Source organism: Pantoea sp. SM3640, assembly GCF_015654165.1.
In the GTDB taxonomy this organism is placed as follows: domain Bacteria; phylum Pseudomonadota; class Gammaproteobacteria; order Enterobacterales; family Enterobacteriaceae; genus Pantoea; species Pantoea vagans.
In genome coordinates this window covers 1,799,124-1,819,932 of sequence record NZ_CP064872.1, presented here as the reverse complement: position 1 = coordinate 1,819,932, position 20,809 = coordinate 1,799,124, and the positions used below count along the sequence as shown (strand labels likewise).

At 56.2% G+C, this 20,809-nt stretch carries 16 protein-coding genes; 6 read left to right on the top strand and 10 right to left on the bottom strand.

Features of this window, described 5'->3' with window-relative positions; genetic code table 11:
- Positions 1–119 precede the first annotated feature (119 nt).
- A complete protein-coding gene (locus IV493_RS08385) occupies positions 120–1,034 on the top strand; it encodes a LysR family transcriptional regulator (protein WP_195858066.1) in 915 nt (304 codons plus the stop codon).
- 62 nt (positions 1,035–1,096) lie between these two features.
- Here the strand turns inward: IV493_RS08385 and IV493_RS08380 are convergent, their stop codons facing one another.
- Complete coding sequence (locus IV493_RS08380; RefSeq protein ID WP_195858065.1) at positions 1,097–2,692, bottom strand: ABC transporter substrate-binding protein; 1,596 nt, start codon at positions 2,690–2,692, stop codon at positions 1,097–1,099.
- Positions 2,693–2,820: 128 nt separating this feature from the next.
- On the opposite strand from IV493_RS08380, the gene pepT reads away from it, so the two are divergent.
- Positions 2,821–4,047: a peptidase T gene (pepT, locus tag IV493_RS08375; protein WP_195858064.1), complete on the top strand. Its 1,227-nt coding sequence runs from the start codon at positions 2,821–2,823 to the stop codon at positions 4,045–4,047.
- A gap of 36 nt (positions 4,048–4,083) precedes the next feature.
- On the opposite strand, the gene IV493_RS08370 is transcribed toward pepT, so the two are convergent.
- Together IV493_RS08370 and IV493_RS08365 are read right to left on the bottom strand one after the other, a co-directional pair.
- Entirely contained in the window at positions 4,084–4,860 is a 777-nt protein-coding gene (locus tag IV493_RS08370; RefSeq protein WP_195858063.1) for a transporter substrate-binding domain-containing protein, read from the bottom strand.
- A 62-nt stretch (positions 4,861–4,922) separates the two neighbouring features.
- Entirely contained in the window at positions 4,923–6,089 is a 1,167-nt protein-coding gene (locus tag IV493_RS08365; RefSeq protein ID WP_195858062.1) for a methionine aminotransferase, read from the bottom strand.
- 125 nt (positions 6,090–6,214) lie between these two features.
- Between IV493_RS08365 and IV493_RS08360 the strand changes: the two genes are divergently transcribed.
- Positions 6,215–7,096 (top strand): LysR family transcriptional regulator, encoded by an 882-nt coding sequence (locus tag IV493_RS08360; RefSeq protein WP_033783169.1) that lies wholly within the window; start codon positions 6,215–6,217, stop codon positions 7,094–7,096.
- On the opposite strand, the gene IV493_RS08355 is transcribed toward IV493_RS08360, so the two are convergent.
- The 4 genes from IV493_RS08355 to IV493_RS08340 all read right to left on the bottom strand — a co-directional run bounded on the left by IV493_RS08355 (position 7,054) and on the right by IV493_RS08340 (position 13,631).
- The gene (locus IV493_RS08355) at positions 7,054–8,718 is read right to left on the bottom strand and encodes a methyl-accepting chemotaxis protein (RefSeq protein WP_195858061.1); all 1,665 of its coding nucleotides are present in this window, start codon (positions 8,716–8,718) and stop codon (positions 7,054–7,056) included. The genes IV493_RS08360 and IV493_RS08355 overlap by 43 nt on opposite strands.
- Before the next feature lie 217 nt (positions 8,719–8,935).
- A complete protein-coding gene (locus tag IV493_RS08350) occupies positions 8,936–10,456 on the bottom strand; it encodes a carboxylesterase/lipase family protein (protein WP_195858060.1) in 1,521 nt (506 codons plus the stop codon).
- A 429-nt stretch (positions 10,457–10,885) separates the two neighbouring features.
- A complete protein-coding gene (locus IV493_RS08345; RefSeq protein ID WP_195858059.1) occupies positions 10,886–12,229 on the bottom strand; it encodes a VOC family protein in 1,344 nt (447 codons plus the stop codon).
- A gap of 67 nt (positions 12,230–12,296) precedes the next feature.
- Positions 12,297–13,631: an aromatic acid/H+ symport family MFS transporter gene (locus IV493_RS08340; RefSeq protein ID WP_195858058.1), complete on the bottom strand. Its 1,335-nt coding sequence runs from the start codon at positions 13,629–13,631 to the stop codon at positions 12,297–12,299.
- Between the two features lie 322 nt (positions 13,632–13,953).
- Here IV493_RS08340 and IV493_RS08335 point away from each other — a divergent pair, with 322 nt between their 5' ends.
- The gene (locus IV493_RS08335; RefSeq protein WP_003853723.1) at positions 13,954–14,874 is read left to right on the top strand and encodes a LysR substrate-binding domain-containing protein; all 921 of its coding nucleotides are present in this window, start codon (positions 13,954–13,956) and stop codon (positions 14,872–14,874) included.
- Here IV493_RS08335 and smrA read toward each other — a convergent pair.
- On the bottom strand, positions 14,871–15,437 hold the full coding sequence (smrA, locus tag IV493_RS08330; RefSeq protein WP_195858057.1) for a DNA endonuclease SmrA: 567 nt from the start codon (positions 15,435–15,437) through the stop codon (positions 14,871–14,873). The genes IV493_RS08335 and smrA overlap by 4 nt on opposite strands.
- A 317-nt stretch (positions 15,438–15,754) precedes the next feature.
- On the opposite strand from smrA, the gene IV493_RS08325 reads away from it, so the two are divergent.
- Both IV493_RS08325 and uspE read left to right on the top strand, forming a co-directional pair.
- Positions 15,755–16,507: an FNR family transcription factor gene (locus tag IV493_RS08325; RefSeq protein WP_010244686.1), complete on the top strand. Its 753-nt coding sequence runs from the start codon at positions 15,755–15,757 to the stop codon at positions 16,505–16,507.
- Between the two features lie 117 nt (positions 16,508–16,624).
- Positions 16,625–17,581 (top strand): universal stress protein UspE, encoded by a 957-nt coding sequence (gene uspE, locus IV493_RS08320; protein WP_013357947.1) that lies wholly within the window; start codon positions 16,625–16,627, stop codon positions 17,579–17,581.
- 282 nt (positions 17,582–17,863) lie between these two features.
- Here uspE and pntB read toward each other — a convergent pair whose 3' ends face one another.
- Together pntB and pntA are read right to left on the bottom strand one after the other, a co-directional pair.
- Positions 17,864–19,252 carry a Re/Si-specific NAD(P)(+) transhydrogenase subunit beta gene (gene pntB, locus IV493_RS08315; protein WP_033783181.1) on the bottom strand — a complete coding sequence of 463 codons (1,389 nt, stop codon included), beginning with the start codon at positions 19,250–19,252 and terminating at the stop codon, positions 17,864–17,866.
- A gap of 3 nt (positions 19,253–19,255) precedes the next feature.
- Positions 19,256–20,788, bottom strand: a complete 1,533-nt coding sequence (pntA, locus tag IV493_RS08310; RefSeq protein ID WP_033783183.1) for a Re/Si-specific NAD(P)(+) transhydrogenase subunit alpha — start codon at positions 20,786–20,788, stop codon at positions 19,256–19,258.
- Positions 20,789–20,809: the final 21 nt, after the last annotated feature.

Genomic DNA, 20,809 nt, shown 5'->3' with positions numbered 1-20,809 from the left:
TATCGTGCTTTATCTTTGACAAACTTCTCCCTTTGCCACAATTATCAATTTATCGAGTGGCCTTTGCTTTTAAAGCAACGCATTGCTGCCCTTTTATGATGCGTTTTGTTGGAGTGACCATGTTAAGCAGCGAAATCCGTTATTTCCTGGCGGTCGTTGAGAGCGGTTCGCTGAGTGCCGCCAGTGAGAAACTGTTTGTGGCGGTGTCCGCTATCAGCCGTCAGATTCAGCGGCTGGAAGCGCAGGTCGGTGTGCCGCTGTTTGAACGGCATGCACGCGGCATGGTACTGAATGAGGCGGGAGAAATTTTTGCGTATCACGTGCGTAAAAGTCAGCTTGATATGGAATATGCGCTGGCGGAGATTAAGGGCCTGAAAGCGGTACGCCGCAGCCTGATCCGTATCGCCTGCACGGATGGCATGGCGTTCAGTCTGCTGCCTGGCCTGCTGGCGGCGTTTCGTCTGGCGAACCCCGGCGCACTGTTTGCGATTAACGTGACGCACTCGCAGGGCGTGGCGGCATGCGTCAGGGCGGGTGAATGCGATGTGGCGCTGCAGTTCAGTCTGCAACCTGAGCGCAGCGTTGAGGTGCTCGGCTCGTGGCCTGCCCCGGTTCTACTGGCGATGCATCAGTCACATCCGCTGGCGTCACGTGAGGTAACACTGGGCGATTTGCACCGCTGGCCGCTGGCGCTGCCGGGCCATCACACGACCGTGCGGCAGCTGTTTGATCTCTCCTGTCAGATGAATGACTGCGTGGTTGAACCGGTATTGACCTGCGACTATTTCGCCACGCTCTATCACTTTTTGCTGCATACGCCACAGGCGGTGACCATCTGCAGCGCATTTACCCTGCTGTTTGAGCGCGAGTCCCAGAATCTGGTGTTGCGATCGCTGGGGGTGGATCAACTGAGTCAGCGGACGTTGCAGCTTCAGACGGTGTCGGGTCGTCAGCGCAACGCAGCACTGACGTTGTTTCTGGCGTTTTTGCAGCAGCGGCTGACGGAGATGGATCAGCAGGTGAGGATGGGATAAGGGTTACCGGATTTTGGGTAAACTGCACAGGCCCAATACGTATGGGCCTGTGCAGGAAGGTATTACTGCTTAATATCAACCTGATAGAAGATGTGCTTGCCGAACGGATCGACCTGATAACCGCTGACCGATTTGCGCACCGGCTCGAAGATGGTGGAGTGCGCAATCATCACCGCAGGCATCTGGTCATGCATCATCTGCTGCGCCTGCAGATAGAGCGCGGTACGTTTGCCCTGATCCGGCTCGGCGCGGGCTTCGGTAATTAACTTCTCAAACGGCTGATAGCACCATTTTGATGAGTTAGAACCGCCCTGCGCAGAGGTGCAGCTGTAAAGCGGGCCAAAGAAGTTGTCAGGATCGCCGGTCGCGGTGGTCCAGCCCATCAGCGCCGCCTGATGCTCGCCGCTGCGCACGCGTTTCAGGTATTCGCCCCACTCATAACTGACGATACTGGCTTTGATGCCGACTTTGGCCCAGTCCGACTGAATCATCTCCGCCATGCGGCGTGCATTCGGGTTGTAAGGCCGCTGAACCGGCATCGCCCAGAGCGCAATCTCGGTGCCGGGTTTCACACCCGCCTGTTGCAGCAACGCTTTGGCCTGCTCCGGGTCGTAGTCGTAATCTTTCAGATCTTTGTTCGCACTCCAGACGCCAGGCGGCAGGATATTTTTCGCAACCGTGCCGGTACCTTTAAATATCGCCTCGATGATTGCCGGTTTGTTGATCGCCATCGCCAGCGCCTGCCGCACTTTAACGTTGTCAGTTGGCGCTTTGGTGGTGTTGAACGCCAGGAAGCCGGTGTTCAGGCCCGCCTTCTGTTCCAGGGTGATATCCGGGTTGGCGCGCATCTTGTCGAGATCGGCGGGGTTCGGGAATGGCATCACCTGACACTCGTTCTTCTCCAGCTTGGCGTAACGCACGGAAGCATCCGGCGTAATGCTGAACACCAGACGATCCAGCTTCGCCTTGCCCTGCCAGTAGTCCGGGAAGGCCTTGTAGAGGATTCGGGAATCTTTCTGGTACTGCACCAGCTCAAACGGGCCGGTGCCAATCGGGTTCATATCGACCTTCTCCGGCGTCCCCGCTTTCAGCATGGCGTCTGCGTATTCAGCCGAGTGAATCGAGGCGAAATACCAGGCGAGGTCGGCAAGGAACGGCGCTTCCGGATGGGCGAGCGTAAAGCGCACAGTGTGGTCATCCACCCGGTCGATGCTTTTAATCAGCGTGGAAAGCTCGAGGCTTTCAAAGTTGGAATAGGTGCCGCCAGAGACATTATGGTAGGGATTTTTGGGGTCCATCTGGCGCATAAACGAGAAGATCACATCATCGGCATTGAAGTCGCGGCTGGGTCTGAACTGTTTGTTGCTCTGGAACTTCACGTTTTTGCGCAGATGGAAGGTGTAGACGGTGCCATCCGGGCTGATCTCCCAGCGTTCTGCCAGGCTGGGCACCAGATCGGTGGTGCCGGGCGTGAAGTCCACCAGCCGGTTAAACACCGGCACGGCACTGGCGTCGACACTGGTTCCCGAGGTATAGAGCTGAGGGTTAAAATTTTCTGGCGATCCCTCAGAACAGTAGACCAGCGTTTTGGCGTTAACGCTGCCAGCCAGCGCTATCCCAGCAGTAACAAGCGCTAAGGTGGCTATCTTGATTTTCATTATCATCCTCGCTTTGTATTGACTTCCGGTGATCACAATATCTAAATGAATCATTCAGATGCTTCATTGATAGCACGATTCGGCACCATAGCGAACCCCCGCCCATGGCTGACTAATAAGGAATAGTGATGACAGACAAACTTGAGTCGCAACTCACCGAACGTTTTTTTCGTTACCTCGCCGTCAGCAGTCAGAGCGATGCCAAATCCACGACTCTGCCGAGTACGCCGAGCCAGCACGCTATGGCGGAACTGCTGGCGGACGAGCTGCGGGCGCTGGGGCTGGACGAGGTGGTGATTGATGACCATGCTACGGTGACGGCGGTGAAACGGGGCAACCGTCCAGACGCTCCGCGCATCGGGTTTATCACGCACATTGATACCGTTGACGTGGGCTTGTCGCCCGATATCCACCCGCAGATCCTCACCTGGCAGGGTGACGATCTCTGTCTGAATACAGAGCAGGATATCTGGCTGCGCCGCGATGAGCATCCGGAGATCGCGCCCTACGTCGGCCAGCAGGTGATCTTCAGCGACGGCACCAGCGTGCTGGGCGCAGACAATAAAGCGGCGGTCACCGTGGTGATGACGCTGATGGCGAACCTCAAAGGCGATCATGGCGATATCGTGGTGGCGTTTGTACCAGACGAAGAGATTGGCCTGCGCGGGGCGAAAGCGCTGGATCTGGACACGCGGTTTAATGTCGATTTTGCCTGGACCATCGACTGCTGCGAACTGGGCGAAGTGGTTTACGAGAACTTTAATGGAGCCGCGGCTGAGATTGTGTTTACCGGCGTTCCGGCACACCCCATGTCGGGCAAAGGCGTGCTGCTCAATCCGCTGCTGATGGCCCATGACTACATCAGTCTGTTTGATCGTCAGCAGACACCGGAGAACACCGAAGGTCGTGAAGGCTATATCTGGTTTAATGAGATTCAGGCCAACGCCAGCAAGGCGACGTTAAAGGCCTCTATTCGTGATTTTGATCTGGCCAGCTTCGCGGCGCGTAAGCAGCAGTTGCAGCAGGCGGCAGAGGAACTGGCGGCGCGCTATCCCACAGGCGAAGTGAGCATCACGATCAGCGATATCTACAGCAATATCAGCAATGCACTGGGTGAGGATCGCCGGGCAATAGATCTGATCTTCAGCGCCTTTGCCGCACTGGAGATTGAGCCGAAAGTGATTCCGATGCGGGGTGGCACGGACGGTGCCGCGCTGTCAGCCAAAGGCCTGCTGACGCCGAACTTCTTTACCGGCGCGCATAACTTCCATTCACGCTTCGAGTTTTTGCCAGTCTCATCATTTGTGAAGTCCTATCAGGTGGCAGAAAAGCTCTGTTATCTGGCGGCGGGTTAAGCGGAGAAATCGGGCGCAGAACGCGCCCGATTGCTGTTATGGCTTCGCGCTGACATCAATACCCGGGAAGTATTTTTCAGCCAGCTTTTTGAGGGTGCCATCGCCCTGCACTTTGGCGATTGCCGCGTCCAGCGACTGCTTCAGTGGCGTGTCATCTTTACGCAGGCCATAGCCGATGCCAGAACCCAGAATCGCATCATCTTCGACGGGCTTGCCCACAAAGCCAAAGCCTTTGCCCTGCGGCTTATCGAGGAAGCCCGACTGACCGGCAGCGGACATCACCAGTGTGCCATCAAGGCGGCCCGCGACCATGTCGTTATAAACCTGGTTCTGATCCTGATACGACGTCACCGTCACGCCCTGGGTTTCCCAGTGCTTCTTCGCATAGGTTTCCTGAATCGATCCCTGCAACACACCGATGTTTTTGCCCTTCAGACCTTCGGCGGTCGGTGCCAGATTTTCACCCTTTTTCGCCACTAACATGGTTGGAATACGGTAGATCGGCTGCGTAAACGCGATGCTTTTGGCGCGCGCTTCGGTGATATTCATCGCCGAGTTAATGGCGTCGAACTTTTTCGCCTGCAGTGCCGGGATCAGCGCATCAAAGCTGCTCTCAACCCAGTGGCAGCTGAAGTTGCCTGCCTTACAGATGGCATTACCCAGCTCAATATCAAAGCCTTCCAGCTCACCTTTTGCGTTGCGGCTTTCAAACGGCGGATATTGTGACTCCACGCCGTAACGTAAATCCTGAGCCAGTGCCTGTACCGTTGTCATCATGCCCAGAGCGAGAAAAAGCGCGTTCAGTTTTTTCATTATCTATTTACCCCGAAAAGTCCTGGTTACCTGTTCCCCGTACTGAATCACGCTCGCGTGATTCAGTGAGAAAAAGCACAAAGCGCAGCCGCGCCAGCCTCTAGTGTCGCCTCGTCTTTCGCAAAAGAGAGACGAATCAGTTTGTTGTCTGTGCCATCCATATAAAACGCCGACAGCGGTATGGTTGCCACACCGTGATCGACGATAAGACGTTTTACCATCTCACTGTCCGGTTCGTCACTGAAATGTCCATAGCTGGCGAGCATAAAGAACGAACCGGCGCTCGGCAGCAGCCGGAACGGCGAGTTCTGCATCAGGTCGATTAGCCGATCGCGCTTCTGCTGATAGAAAGCGTTAAGTGACAGGTAGTTCTGCGGCGTCTGCAGATAGTGTGCGAATCCCACCTGCATCGGCGTGTCGGCGGCGTACATCATAAACTGATGCACTTTCACCAGCTCGGTCATCAGCTCCGCCGGTGCCAGACAGTAGCCTACCCGCCAGCCGGTGACGTGGAAGGTTTTACCAAATGAGGAGACGATGACGCTACGTGCGGCCAGCTCCGGGTGCGTCGCCATGCCGCAGTGCGGGCGACCATCAAACAGAATATGTTCATAAACCTCATCGGAGAGCACCACGATGTCGGTGTTGCGGATCAACGCGGCCAGCTGGTTGAGGTCATCGGGCGTCAGCACCTGCGCACTGGGATTATGTGGCGTGTTAATGATAATCATCCTGGTGCGTGGCGTGATCGCTGCCCGCAGCTGATCCCAGTCGATAGCAAACGACGGCACCTGCAGCTTCAGGCCTATCGGCGTTCCGCCCTGCAACCGCACCACGGGCGCGTAGCTGTCAAATGCCGGCTCAAAGAAGATTACCTCATCGCCCTGATGAACCAGCGCGGTAATCGCCATATAGATTCCCTGGCTGGCGCTGCCGGTGATTAACACTTCACTCGCGGCATCATATGTCTGTCCATAAAGCGTCTGCACTTTGCCAGCGAGTGCCTCGCGTAAGGCGGGCAGTCCCATCATGGCAGCATACTGATTATGCCCCTCCTGCATCGCACGACTGACGGAATCGACCAGCGCCGGATCACAGGGGAAACTGGGCGCGCCCTGCGACAGGTTAATCGCCTGATGCTGTGCCGAAAGCTGGCCGATGACGCTAAAGATAGTGGTGCCGACTTCCGGCAATTTTGAGTGAACAGCGACTGGCGTTTTCAGGGACATATGTTCTCCGTCAGGTGCATAACTGGTCAGATGCGATACATCGTTATTCAACGGGCTGCAACTTGAGTCGGCAAGCGAAATGTCGTCATAATAGCCATGACAAAATTGCATAGCTGAGGTCCACCGTGTCACGCTCATCGCTGCCACTCAATGCCATTCACGCCTTTCTGGTGACGGCCCGTCACCTTAATCTGACCCATGCTGCCCGCGAGCTCTGCCTGACGCAGGGTGCTGTCAGTCGTAAGATTGCTACCCTGGAGCAGTGGCTGGGCGTGATGCTGTTTGACCGCCATGCGCGCGGGCTGCGGCTGACCCCGCAGGGTGCCGCGCTGCTGCCTGAACTCAGCCAGGGCTTTGAGCTGATGGTTCAGGCCAGCGAAAAGGTCCGTCGCAGTCAGGTCAGCCTTCGCCTGAAAGCGCCGACCTGTGCCATGCGCTGGCTGGTGCCGCGGCTGATGGCGCTGGAGCTTCACCGCCCTGAACTGCATGTGGCCCTGACGACCACCCTGGATCATGCGGCGCAGCTTGAAAATTTTGACGCGGCGATTGTCTATGGCAAGCCGCATCCTGACGGGATCTGCCTGTTCAGCGAGTCGCTGACGCCGGTGATGGCAGCTGGTCAGCCCTGCCCGGAGACGACGGCGGCGCTGTCCGCAATGACCTTTTTGCATCCCACGTCAGACACGCGTGACTGGCAGTGCTGGTTACAGGCGCAGCAGGTAATGCTCAGCATGAAGCGAAACCAGCATTTTGCCACGATGGATTTAGCGATTAGCGCAGCGATTCAGGGGTATGGCGTGGCGATTGCCGACAGCAACCTGGTGGAGAGTGATATCGCCAGCGGCAGGCTGATTAAGCCGTTCGCTGGCGAGGTTAAAACCGGAGCCGTTTACAGTTTACTGCAGCGGCCCGCGCAGGATGCGCCACCGTTCCTCGCGGAGCTGGTGGCGTGGCTCTGCAGGGATCAGAACGTCACCCAGTCGCCATTATCAGCAGGTTTCGCCTGAGGCGCATTCAGCACAGGAGCTTTTGGCGCTGCCGGTGTATTGCTGACGGCAGGTGAAGCCGGACGGTTGCTGGAAAGGCGGAACTTCGACACAGAGGCCTGCAGCGCTTCAGTCTGCAGCGCCAGCGCACTCGCGGCGGCGGAGACCTCCTCAACCAGTGAAGCGTTCTGCTGCGTCACGCTGTCCATTTCGGTAACTGCGGTGCCCACCTGAGAAATACCCTTGCTCTGCTCTTCCGACGCAGAAGCGATCTGTTTCATAATCGCGTCCACATCCTGCACCGACTTCAGAATATTATTCATGGTGCCGCCCGTCGTGCTGACCAGCTCCGCGCCTTTTCCTACACGCTGCACCGAGTCTTCAATCAGTGTCGCGATCTCTTTGGCGGCGTTGGCGCTGCGCTGTGCCAGATTACGTACTTCAGATGCCACGACCGCAAAACCACGACCCTGTTCGCCGGCACGTGCCGCTTCGACCGCGGCGTTCAGCGCCAGAATATTGGTCTGGAAGGCGATGCCGTTAATCACGTTGGTAATCTCAGCAATCTTCTTCGAACTGCCAGAGATGCCATCCATGGTGCTGACCACTTCACTCACCAGCTGACCGCCACGTTGTGCCGTGGTGGTGGCGGTTTCTGCCAGCATGCTGGCCTGGCGGGCGTTATCGGCGTTGAATTTCACCGTGGCCGTCAACTGCTCCATGCTGGCCGCCGTCTGTTCCAGCGCAGCGGCCTGCTCTTCGGTACGTGAAGAGAGGTCATTGTTACCGGCAGAAATCTCAGCAGCACCGCGCGAGATATTCTCGGTCCCGCTGCGAATGGCGCTGACCGCTTCACGCAGGCTATCCTGCATGGCGCTCAGCAGCGGCACCAGTTTACCGACACAGTTGCGACCAAAATCGGCTACCGGCTGGCTGAGATCGCCTGTCGCGATCACTGCGAAGTGGGTACGAATACTTTCCAGCGGACGGACCAGCATCGCCACCAGATAGCGGTCGGTAAACAGCAGAATAAGCAGGCCGATAATCACCGTGATGGTAATAATCGTCTTGGTCATCGCGGTGAGGTGGTCAACTTCAACCCGGGTTTTGTCCAGTTTTTCGGCTGCGCCCTGGTTAAACTTCTCTGCGCTGATGCCAAAGGCACGACTGAGCGGCGGGGTGACATTGTTCGCCTGCTGGCGATATGCGTCCGGTGAGGCCTGACGGGCCAGTTGCAGTTGTGGCGTCACGCCCTCATCCAGCAACTTTTGCCAGCTCTGAATGACGCCATCGACGACGTCCGGATCCATAGGACCGGGAGCCAGCTGTTTAAAGCGCGCCAGTTGCTGAGTCATGCCATCCAGCGCCTGCTGCACCGGTGCATAGGCCTCATCGGTCAGCGTTTTGCCGGCGGCTTTACCTTCCATCACGCGGGACAGGCGCGTAATGACACGAAAATATTGATCGTTGCCTTTGCTCAGTACCGTCATTTGCTCAACCAGATGACGGTCAACGTCATTGCCTTCGCTGAGCGCGCCAAGCGAGTGGATGCTGTACAGCCCGACGCCGCTCCACAGTAAACAGAACAGGCCCAGAATCGTGAGCATCACTGCGCGAATGGTAAAATTTTTGAGCATTCCCATACCAAAATCCTATACACGTTGACCCGCAAGCGTCGGGCATAGGAGATTTATCGGCATGAGATAGTGAAAATGTAACTGTTTTGTTACCTGATATTTTACAGCGTCTTAATGCGTGCATTTATCGAAAATATCATAATTTCAATAGATTAGACTTTAAAAAGCAGAAAAATTCCATTCACGCAGTTTAATGGTTAGCAGATTAACTATCACCTCTGACCTATAGCCGGACCATACGCGTCATCAGCAGCCTGAAAAGCCGCATGCGGGCGCGCATAAAGTTTCGTTTCAGAACCAGTCCGTTATTACGCTCATTGCCAAGTGACATTGTCACGTCATTGCCGGGATGCCAGGCTGGCCAGACAACCTCGCCATCAAGCTGATGCTTATACTCCGTGGCGTCACGGGCGAAAGTAAACCAGTATTCGCTGACACGCGCCGCAAAAGCGCGATCGGCTTCACTGAATGGCCGCGCTTCATTGGGATCCGGCATCTGACTCAGTGTGTTCAGGACATAAGGCACTTCATTGCCGTGCCAGGTGCCATGAGGATAAAGGTCACGAGCGTGCTCAGAAACATAATCGAACCAGTAGCGCCAGCCCGGCATACCGGCACTGTGCTGCGCCCGCATCACCAGCCACGGCACCAGGCTGAAGGCCATATCACGCGCCACGGCACGTCCCAGCAACTGATCGTCATGGATGTCATACATCCATTTCAGCGTCCGATAGGTGAGCCGGTTTTTATCACGCAGCTGAAGCAATACCGCGGTGGCATCCACGCCAAAATATTCCAGCACGCTGGCTTCATCACTGTTACTGCCCGCCATCAGCGGCAGACGGTGCTGTTTGCCAGCCATGAAGGTTTTCAGCATTGGCTCGGGCAGAACGGCATCACCGGCAATTGGCACCGGCGGGATCGCCAGTTGCCCCTCCAGCGGCCAGAAGGCATCGGCGGGCAGTGCGCGCAGGTCATCCGCGCTGGCATCGGGCGGCAGGCCGAAATGGCGCGCCACTGCCACGCCCTGCTGACGCGCTTTTTTCAGCGGCGTATCCGGCAGGCTATAGGCACTTTGCACGATCCCTTTGTGGAACAGCCCTTCTGCCAGCGGCGAACAGCAAAGCGAGAGCACGCTGCGCGCGCCAGAGGATTCACCGAAAAGTGTCACATTACGGCGGTCGCCGCCAAAGGCTGGAATGTTGCGCTGCACCCACTGCAGTGCGGCAATCTGATCGAGCAGGCCAAAATTGTTTACCGTACCCGCGGCAGGGTATTCTGCATCCAGCGCAGGATGGGAGAAGAAACCGAGGTGACCCAGACGGTAGTTCAGCGTGACCACCACCGCACCACGTGAAGCCAGCGGCTTGCCGTTGTACGGAGCCAGCCCGCCAGCACCGATGGTGAAGCCTCCACCGTGCAGCCACACCATTACGGGCAGCGGCTTTGTCGGCGCAACATCGGGCGTCCAGACATTCAGGTAGAGGCAATCTTCACTAAACTCACCGGGATCGCCACCGCCCACCGCCTGACAATATGTGCGATTTTGCCAGCCGGCAGCCCCAAAAGCGGTGGCATCGCGCATCTGCTGCCAGGGCGTGATCGGCTGTGGCGGACGCCAGCGCAGTGCGCCAACCGGAGCCGCCGCATAAGGTATGCCTTTGAATACGAAAAGGTCATCGTCCATGCATCCACACAACTCCCCCTCGGCCGTCATGATCCTCAGACCTGTTTCGTTTTTCATTCCTGTTTCCCTGTTCAGACGTTCCTCCATTATTTGCAGGCCCGCCACCATTGTCCAGGTACGGAGGGGATTTGCAGAATATGCCGAAGCGTCAGAGATGGGCATGAACATGCTCGTCAACAGGTTCAGAGCACCAGTCTCAGCCAGGGTTAAGTATTGTTTATCTTTTTGCTCAGGATGAATACCGTGCCACTCCGCCTGTAAGCGGTGTCCGGGTTTGATTCTGCGCCGTTTTTTACACAGCTAAGCAGTCAGCTCGCTAACTGATTAAGATACTCACGCTGCGAAACCTGCGCTGACCGATAAAGCGTAATTTTTCTTCAGTAAGATCAGCCTGTTCCCCCTTATGCTCCGCGTCAGGACCAGGACTTTAAAAAACCGGCTTAGTGAAGGTGGTGCGGGCAACAGAGGCGTTGCCCGGCGAAAACATCAGGACGTCTGTATTCCGCACTGTGCCAGCGAGCGCTGCTGGCGCTCTTTGTACAATGCCATCTCATCCAGTACCGCAGAGCCCAGCGCCGCTTCAAACGCCTGCCGGCTCGCCTGTCCCGCCGAACGGACCTGCGCCCGATCGCCGAGGTTGGACTGAAAAATCCCTGCCGCGCTGACGGGCAGAAAATCCTCATAGACGATCGGGTCTGCCAGCACACGCCCCTGCCTGATCAGATCCTCCAGCGCTTCACCCTTATCCGGCGGTGTCGCGACGCCCTTTTCACTCAGGCGATAGTGGAACCAGGCCAGCCCCTGCTGGCGTAGTGTGGTCTCGTCGTCGGGGAAGTCACGGAAAATGGCCGCCAGATGCTGCTGATGCTGCTGATTGTCCTGACCGCTGCCCGCCTCGCTGAGCAGTCGATCATAGAGCGCACGCCCTGCAGGCGTCAGCGCCGCGCCGCGCTGCTCAATTTCACCGAAGCGCGCTGTGTGGGTGCCCTGATGCCCGTCCTTAAAGATGATCGGCTCCTCCAGCGCTTTGAAACTGGTCTGGCGCAGCAGAATCGGCACCTGACGACGCGGCGGCCCCTCGATCAGCGTTTTCGGATCGATGCCGCGCGACGGCATCAGTTGCTGGACGCGGTCGATATCGAGCGTACGCGGGGTGAGATGGTTGATGTGGCAGCCGGGAAAGCAGACGACATCTGCGATCAAGCGATGCTGCTGGTTCAGCGCCTGATAGGTCTGACTGTCCACGCTGCTGTGGGCGTGCCAGCGGAAGGTTTCCAGTGCTTCGGTCACAAATTCGGTAGCCTGAGCGTCAGTTAATCCGCCCTGCTGCTCATGTAACTGCAGCAGCGCCCGACAACGGGAAGTGAAAATGTCGCGTGCGGCCAGGATCTCTGCCGCCTTTTCGCGCAGCGCGGGATCGTCAATCAGTTCAGGACGTAACAGCGAGGTAAAGACCCGGAAAGGATTGCGCCGAAGCGCCGCATCGGTGACTGGCCGGAACGCCGTGGAGTGCACCGGCACACCCGCCTGAGAGAGATCGTAATAGCCTACCGGGGACATCCCCATCACCGCAAACAGCTGCCGCAGCGTAGCTAATTCGTCTGCCGTGCCAACGCGGATTGCGCCGTGACGTTCAAGGCTGAGCCGGCCAATTTCATCCGCGGCGGTGAGACGATCTTTGAGCGCGATATCGGCTTCCAGCGTACGCTCGTTGACGGTGGCGACCAGCTGCATCAGCGTGCCATATTGCGGCACCTCCTGCTGATACATCGCTGACATCGCCTGAGAGAAACGGGTGCGGATGAGATCCGCACTGAGAAACTTGTCCATCTTATCAACCTGACACCATGAGCGTTGCTGCTAATGTAATGCAACGCGCTGGCCTCGGTGGAAAAAATCACGAATCTGTGATCGGCTTAAAGCCGTAGCGGTTTTTTAACAGCAGCATCAGGGTGGTGATCACAGCCGGTATCGCCAGCAGCAGAAAAATAACGCTGAAAGACCAGCCAAGTGACATCATCTCTGCACCCACAAAGGCGCTCAGAATTGCGCCGATGCGACCCACGCCATGCATCCAGCTGGAGCCCGTAGCGCGTGCGTGAGTAGGATAGTAGCTGGCAGATAAGGCATTCATGCCGGTATTGGCACCGTTAAAACAGAAGCCGCTGCAAAAGGCGATCGCGCTCATCATGCCTACTTCGGCGGGCGAAAAGCCAAGTGCCACAATAAACAGTCCGCCGCAGCCGTAGATCGCGGCCAGCGCCAGGTTGGCGTTGAAGCGATCCATCATCCAGCCCGCAAAGAGTGAGCCCAGCGTTCCGCCTGCCTGATACATGGCAGTAATAATCGCCGCTTCGGTAACTGACATGCCCAGGGTATTCACCAGAGATGGCAGCCAGCTGCCAATCAGGTAGACCATGAACAGTCCCATGAAATAGCCGCCCCACAGCATTGTGCTGCCAAACAGATAACGGCGCGACAGCACCGTGCTAATCGCGCCGCCTGCGGGTAATGTCGCTTCAGGCGCGTGAAATGCACAATCGGGCGCGGTTTTGCCCGGCATCATCCGTTCGAGGATAGCGTGAATGCGGGCAGCGGGTGCGCCACGACTGATAAGAAACCGCACTGACTCCGGCAGGCCACGGATCAAAAAGGGCAACACCAGCAGCGGCAGAATGCCGCCCATCAGCAACACCGAGTGCCAGTTATAGCGTGGTAACAGCCAGGACGCGGCAAATCCGCCGCTGGCGGCACCAAAGGTAAATCCGCAGAACACGACCGTGATAATGAAAGCCCGTCTCCGCTCAGGCGCATATTCCGCCACCAGCGTGCCGACGTTCGGCATTGCCGCACCGAGTCCCAGACCGGTCAGGAAGCGGAACAGCATCATCTGTTCGATGTTCTGAGACAGCGCTGTTGCCAGTGTCCAGACACCAAAAAAGAAAACGCTGAGGATAATCATCATGCGACGGCCATAGCGGTCAGCCAGCGGCCCCGCCACCATGGCACCCAGCGCCAGCCCGATTAATGCTGCGCTGATGACGACCCCGAGCTGGTGATTGGTTACGCCCCATGCAGCTTTAAGCGTTGGCGCAATAAATCCCATGATCGCAATGTCCATGCCATCGAGTGCCACCACAATAAAACAGAGCGCAATGAGCCGTTTTTGCCAGTGGCTCAGGCTCTGCTGGTTGATAAGCTGGCGGACATCTACCGCCCCGATGCTGGTCAATGGACACTCCCTGGCAATAGCGCAATCTGGCATCAGATTAAGTAAAAAAAACGGCGCTTATGATAGCCCATCGTTAACCTTAAGCGGTCAGATTTTTATATGATAGTGAGAATTATTCAACTTTAGGCCGTTAAGCTCTTGATATAGCGTACTCTCAGGAACCACTGAGTGAGTAATAAACTGAGACGAGCGCTTTTTAATCAGAGAGTTAACGAATAAAGTTGCCATTCTGCCCTGTTTGTTAAAATAAATTTGCAGCAAAGTTAACAGAATTCATTTTTATCAGTTGCCTGAAGGCGGTCATTCTCATTAAGTTTAGGGTATGGAAAAAAATATCCTTTTCAATCAGCGCATTCGCTTGCGCCATCTACATACCTTTGTTGCGGTCGCGCAGCAAGGCACACTGGGCCGTGCGGCAGAGACGCTAAGCCTGAGTCAGCCTGCCCTGTCCAAAACCCTGAATGAGCTGGAAGAGCTGACGGGGGTGCGACTGTTTGAGCGTGGCCGCCTGGGCGCTCAGCTCACCACGATGGGAGAACAGTTTCTGACCCATGCTGTGCGGGTGCTTGACGCACTGAACCATGCCGGGCAGAGCTTTAATGAGCAGCCGGGTGACGCGCCGGTGATTATCCGGCTGGGTGCATTAACCACCGCCGCAATGGGTATGCTACCCCGTATCCTTGATCGTTTTCATCAGCTGCAGCCTAACACCACCATTCAGGTGGCGACGCTGCATAACAATGTGTTACTGGCGGGATTACGCGGCGGCGAGTTCGACATCGGCATTGGCCGGATGGCGGACAGCGACATGATGACCGGGCTGACCTATGAACTGCTGTTTCTGGAGTCATTGAAGCTGGTAGTAAGACCTGAACACCCGCTTTTAAGTGACAATGTCACGCTGTCGCGGGCGATGCAGTGGCCGGTGGTGATTTCCCCCGAGGGCACCGCACCGCGCCGGATTGCGCAGCAGATGCTGGATGAACAAGGCTGTACGTTGCCACCCCACTGCATTGAAACGTCGTCGACTTCACTGGCGCGTCAGCTGGCACTCCGCTACGACTACATCTGGTTCGTGCCGTCTGGCGCGATTAAAGAGGATCTTAGCCATAACGCGGTCTGTGCGCTGCCGATTAACTCCTCCGGGCCAGGCGAGCCGGTGGGCATCATTACCCGGACTGGCGCAGAGTTGAGCCTGAGTGCCGAGGTGTTAATGTCCACCATCCGCAAGTTTCACAGCTAGCGGCTGCGTTTGGCATGCCGCTCGCGGTTCTCAAGGCGTGCCTTATCGCTTTTCCGCAATCCCACATAGAGCGCCCCGGCTCCGCCATGGCGGGTCTGGGCCACGCAAAAGGTCTGTACGTCATCAAACTGCTGTAACCAGCGCGCCAGGTAGCTGCGCACAATATTGGCATGGGATTCATCATCACGGCCCTTACCATGAATAATGAGCAGATTTCGTAAGTCCTGCTTTTGTGCCTGCATCATGAAGCTGAACAGGGCCTGACGGCAGGTCTCCACCGGTTGCCGCAACAGGTTGAGACTGGCATCCAGTTTGTACTCACCCCGACGCAGTTTATCCAGAATACCCTGCTGTATGCCGTCGGCTTTATACTCCAGCGGTGTGTTAAGCGGGACAATCTCCAGATAACCCCGTGTCAGGAAATTCTCCTGCTCTGTCTCTCCTGCCGGTTTGCGTGGTGCTTTTGTCGAGGGCGACTTAAGCCATAAGGTTGTGGTGGTGTCTTTTAACGGCGTGACATCGCCCATGGCATCCCGAAAGAGATCGTTATCATCAAGGTTCATGGTTTTCTCACACCTGATTAAAATTGATGGAGCCGGTAAAACAGGCCTGAACAGTTAGCGTAGCAAAAGCTGTAATCACCGGACTACCCCGCGTTAACCCATGTTGCCGCCGATGAAGTTATGGTCGACAGATCATAAAAGCGGAAACTTTTCGTGACAGTCAACGATAGCGGCATTCTGAGAAGCCCGTCACATCAGCGTTTGTCGATGTGTGCTTCATCCATAATGTTTGTGGGTGTAAAACTGCTCGGATGAGTTCCCTTCAGCACAAAAAATGTTAAAATTGACCCCAGTCAATAATCGTCGAGCAAACCATTATGATCCCTGAAAAACGCAGCATTCGTCGTATTCAGTCGGGCGGTTGTGCCATTCACTGCCAGGATTGCAGCATAAGTCAGCTCTGCATCCCCTTCACGTTAAATGAACATGAGCTGGATCAGCTCGACAATATCATTGAGCGTAAAAAACCGATCCAGAAAGGGCAAACCCTTTTTAAAGCAGGCGACGAACTGAAATCCCTGTATGCGATTCGTTCCGGCACGATCAAAAGTTACACTATTACCGAACAGGGTGATGAGCAAATCACCGGTTTTCATCTGGCGGGCGATTTAGTCGGCTTTGATGCCATCATGGGTTCCAGCCATCCCAGCTTTGCGCAGGCGCTGGAAACGGCAATGGTCTGTGAAATTCCGTTTGAAACCCTGGATGACCTGTCAGGAAAAATGCCTGCCCTGCGTCAGCAGATGATGCGTCTGATGAGCGGTGAAATCAAAGGCGATCAGGATATGATCCTGCTGCTGTCGAAGAAAAATGCTGAAGAGCGCCTGGCGGCGTTTATCTGGAACCTGTCCCGTCGTTTCGGCCAGCGCGGTTTTTCACAGCGTGAATTCCGCCTCACCATGACGCGTGGTGACATTGGTAATTACCTGGGCCTGACGGTTGAAACGATCAGCCGCCTGCTGGGTCGTTTCCAGAAGTCCGGCATGCTGGCGGTGAAAGGCAAATACATCACTATTGAAAACCACGCCCTGCTGGAAGAGTTAGCCGGTCAGAGCCATCAGGCCGCCTGATCCGCAGCCGGATCAATAAATCTTATTTTGTTGATCCGGCAGTAACTTTTTCCCTTCTTCCGCTGTGCAACATAGGCTATCTTTATTCCAGTCGCTCTGGTTTAAGGAGAACGCCTCATGTCCCAGTACCAAAATATTCTGGTCGCCATTGATGCCCAGCAAGACGATCAGCCCGCGCTGCGACGTGCGGTCTATCTGAATCAACGCATTGGCGGAAGGATTAAAGCTTTCCTGCCTATCTATGATTTCTCATATGAGATGACCACCCTGCTTTCGCCAGATGAGCGCGCGTCAATGCGCCAGGGCGTCATCAGCCAGCGCACTGAGTGGATCCGTGAGCAGGCCCGCGCTTATCTGGATGCCGGTGTCGAAATTGACATCAAAGTGATCTGGCACAACCGTCCTTTTGAGGCCATCATCCAGGAAGTGCTTGCCCATCAGCACGATCTGGTGCTGAAGATGGCCCATCAGCATGACCGGCTTGAATCGGTCATCTTCACGCCGACCGACTGGCACCTGCTGCGTAAATGCCCGTGCCCGGTCTGGATGGTCAAAGATCAGCCGTGGCCGGAAGGCGGTAAAGCCATTGTCGCGGTCAATCTTGCCAGTGAAGAGCCACATCATGATGGCCTGAATCAGAAGCTGATTCGTGAAACGGTCAAACTGGCAGAAAAAGTGAATCAGACCGAAGTTCACCTGGTCGGTGCTTACCCGATTACCCCTATCAACATCGCTATCGAGCTGCCGGACTTTGATCCCAGCGTCTATAACGATGCGATTCGTGGTCAGCATCTGGTGGCGATGAAAGCGCTGCGGCAGAAGTTCTCGATTGGTGAAGAGTTCACCCATGTGGCTAAAGGCCTGCCGGAAGAAGTCATCCCGGATCTGGCGGCGCATCTCGGTGCTGGTGTAGTGGTATTAGGTACCATAGGACGCACCGGCCTGTCGGCAGCGTTCCTGGGTAATACGGCGGAACAGGTGATTGATCATCTGCGCTGCGATCTCCTGGCGCTTAAGCCTGACGATTTCAAATCGCCGATTGACCTGGATGATGAAGAGGATGAGGAGGATTGATTATCCTCTGACAGAAAAAGGGCGGCTGATTAGCCGCCCAGAGATTGTTGACAAAGTCCGGCCCGGTAGCGGTAAGTCCGAGCCAGCTAAGGGAACACGGTCAGATCAGAAAGACGCAAAAACCGCCATCCATGGCCCGCTCGTCCCGCGCCGTCCGTGGCGCGGGACGCTTTCTTCCTCTGACCGTGTTCCCTTCGCATTGAGCTTGTTCATTGCTGCCAGACTCACCCTGATTTGGGTTCGTTAGCTGTCTGCGGGCGGCTGATTAGCCGCCCTTTTTTATTACAGCGCTTTAAGAATGGCTTCTACGCTGGCTTTGGCATCGCCAAACAGCATCTGACTATTCTCTTTGAAGAACAGCGGGTTCTGCACCCCGGCATAGCCGGTATTCATTGAGCGTTTAAACACCACCACGTTGTGCGCTTTCCACACTTCCAGCACCGGCATGCCGGCAATCGGACTGCGGGGATCATCCTGCGCTGCCGGGTTAACCGTATCGTTGGCACCAATGACCAGCACCGTGTCGGTGTCGCTGAAGTCATCGTTGATTTCGTCCATCTCCAGCACCACGTCGTAAGGCACTTTGGCCTCGGCCAGCAGCACGTTCATGTGACCTGGTAAGCGCCCTGCCACCGGATGAATGCCGAAGCGCACGTTGATGCCAAGCGCACGCAGTCGGGCAGTCATTTCCGCGACCGGATACTGCGCCTGCGCCACTGCCATACCGTAGCCTGGGGTGATAATCACCGAGCTGGATGCCTTGAGCATCTCTGCAGTTTCTTCAGGCGTGATCTCACGATGCTCGCCCGCTTCCTGACTTTCATCGCCGCTGCTGACTTCCGTGCCAAACCCGCCCGCAATCACGCTGATGAACGAGCGGTTCATCGCTTTGCACATGATGTAGGAGAGAATTGCACCCGACGAACCCACCAGCGCACCGGTTACAATCAGCAGATCGTTGCTCAGCATGAAACCCGCTGCGGCCGCAGCCCAGCCTGAATAGGAGTTCAGCATCGAGACCACAACAGGCATATCCGCGCCGCCAATAGAGGCAACCAGATGCCAGCCAAACGCCAGCGCAATCACCATCATCAGGAGCAGTGCAAACACCTGAGCACCCGTGCTGCTGGTGTTAACAAACCACAGCAACAGCAGGAACGAAACGACCAGCGCCAGCAGATTCAGCTTATGACGATGGGGTAACGCCAGCGGTTTTGAAGAGATTTTGCCGCACAGCTTGCCAAACGCTACCAGCGAGCCGGTGAAGGTGACAGCACCGATAAAGATACCGATAAACACTTCGCTCAGATGGATATTCTCCATCACGGCTGGCAGGCCAGGCGCATGGTCGATGTAGCTGTTGATGCCGACCAGCACGGCGGCCAGGCCGACAAAGCTGTGCAGAATCGCGACCAGCTCCGGCATTTCTGTCATTTCGACTTTCTTTGCCAGACGAATCCCGATAGCACCGCCAATTACCATCGCCAGCAGGATCCAGACGACGTTTCCGCTGTCCGGGCCAAAGATGGTGGCAACCAGCGCAATTGCCATGCCGCTGATACCAAAAATATTCCCGCGCTTTGAGGTCTCGTGACGTGAGAGACCCGCAAGGCTACAGATGAACAGAATTGCAGCCACAATATAGGCTGCAGTGACTAATCCGCCAGACATGTGTTACCCCTTACGAAACATTTTCAGCATGCGCTGGGTGACGGTAAAGCCACCAAAGATATTGATGCTGGCAATCAGCACGGCAATAAAGGAGATAAAGGTGACCCAGCCACCGTGGCCCATCTGCAGTACCGCACCGATGACGATAATGCCGGAGATGGCGTTGGTGACGGACATCAGCGGCGTATGCAGCGCATGACTGACGTTCCAGACCACGTAGTAACCCACCACGCAGGAGAGCGCGAACACGGTAAAGTGTGAGAGGAACTCAGCTGGCGCTACGTTGGCCAGGCAGCCAAACAGAACGATAGCCAGTGCGATCAGCAGGGTGTTGCGCCACGGAGACACCGGCTTTGCTTCAGCCTTCTCTGCGGGTTTCTGAGCTGCCGGTTTAGCCTGTGGCGCAGCAGAGACCTGAATCGGCGGTGCCGGCCAGGTGACCTCGCCCTCGCGCACGACAGTCACGCCCCGCACCACCACATCGTCGAAATCGACCTGGATTTCGCCATTTTTCTCTTTGCACAGCAGCTTGAGCAGATTGACCAGGTTGGTGCCGTAAAGCTGGGAAGATTGTGTCGCGAGACGGCTGGGCAGATCGGTGTAACCGATGATTTTCACACCGTTAGGCGTCACGGTCACCTGATCGGCGACGGTCAGCGCACAGTTGCCACCGGTCTGCGCCGCCAGATCAACAATTACGCTGCCAGGCTTCATGCTGGCGATCATCTCTTCGGTGATCAGTTTCGGTGCCGGTTTACCTGGGATCAGCGCCGTGGTGACAATGATGTCGACTTCTCTGGCCTGACTGGCAAACAGCGCCATCTCTGCCTTGATAAAGGCCTCGGACATGACTTTGGCGTAACCATCGCCATTGCCCGCTTCCTCTTCGAAATCGAGTTCAAGGAATTCGGCGCCCATACTCTGCACCTGCTCTTTAACTTCAGGGCGGGTATCAAAGGCCCGGACAATCGCGCCCAGGCTGCCCGCTGCACCAATCGCGGCCAGTCCCGCCACTCCGGCCCCAATCACCATGACTTTGGCCGGTGGCACTTTACCGGCTGCAGTAATCTGACCGGTAAAGAAACGACCAAATTCATGGGCGGCTTCGACGATAGCGCGATAACCGGCAATGTTCGCCATGGAGCTCAGGGCATCCAGCGACTGCGCACGCGAAATACGCGGCACTGAGTCCATCGCCATAACCGTGACCTGACGCGCAGCCAGCTTTGAAAGCAGATCGGGATTCTGTGCAGGCCAGATAAAGCTGACCAGCGTGCTGCCGGCACGGGTGAGCGCAATCTCATCCTCATCCGGTGCATTCACCTTCAGAACGATATCGGACTGCCAGACCTGTTCCTGACTGCTGAGTGTGGCGCCTGCTGCTCTGTAGCTTTCATCATCAAAGCTGGCGCGCTGACCGGCGTCATGCTCAAGGGTGACGCTGAAACCCAGCTTAATGAGTTGTTCCACGGTCTTTGGCGTGGCAGCCACGCGCGACTCGTTTGGCAACCTTTCCTTGGGGATTCCAATTAACATAGTGTTTCCTTTCATCGGTTA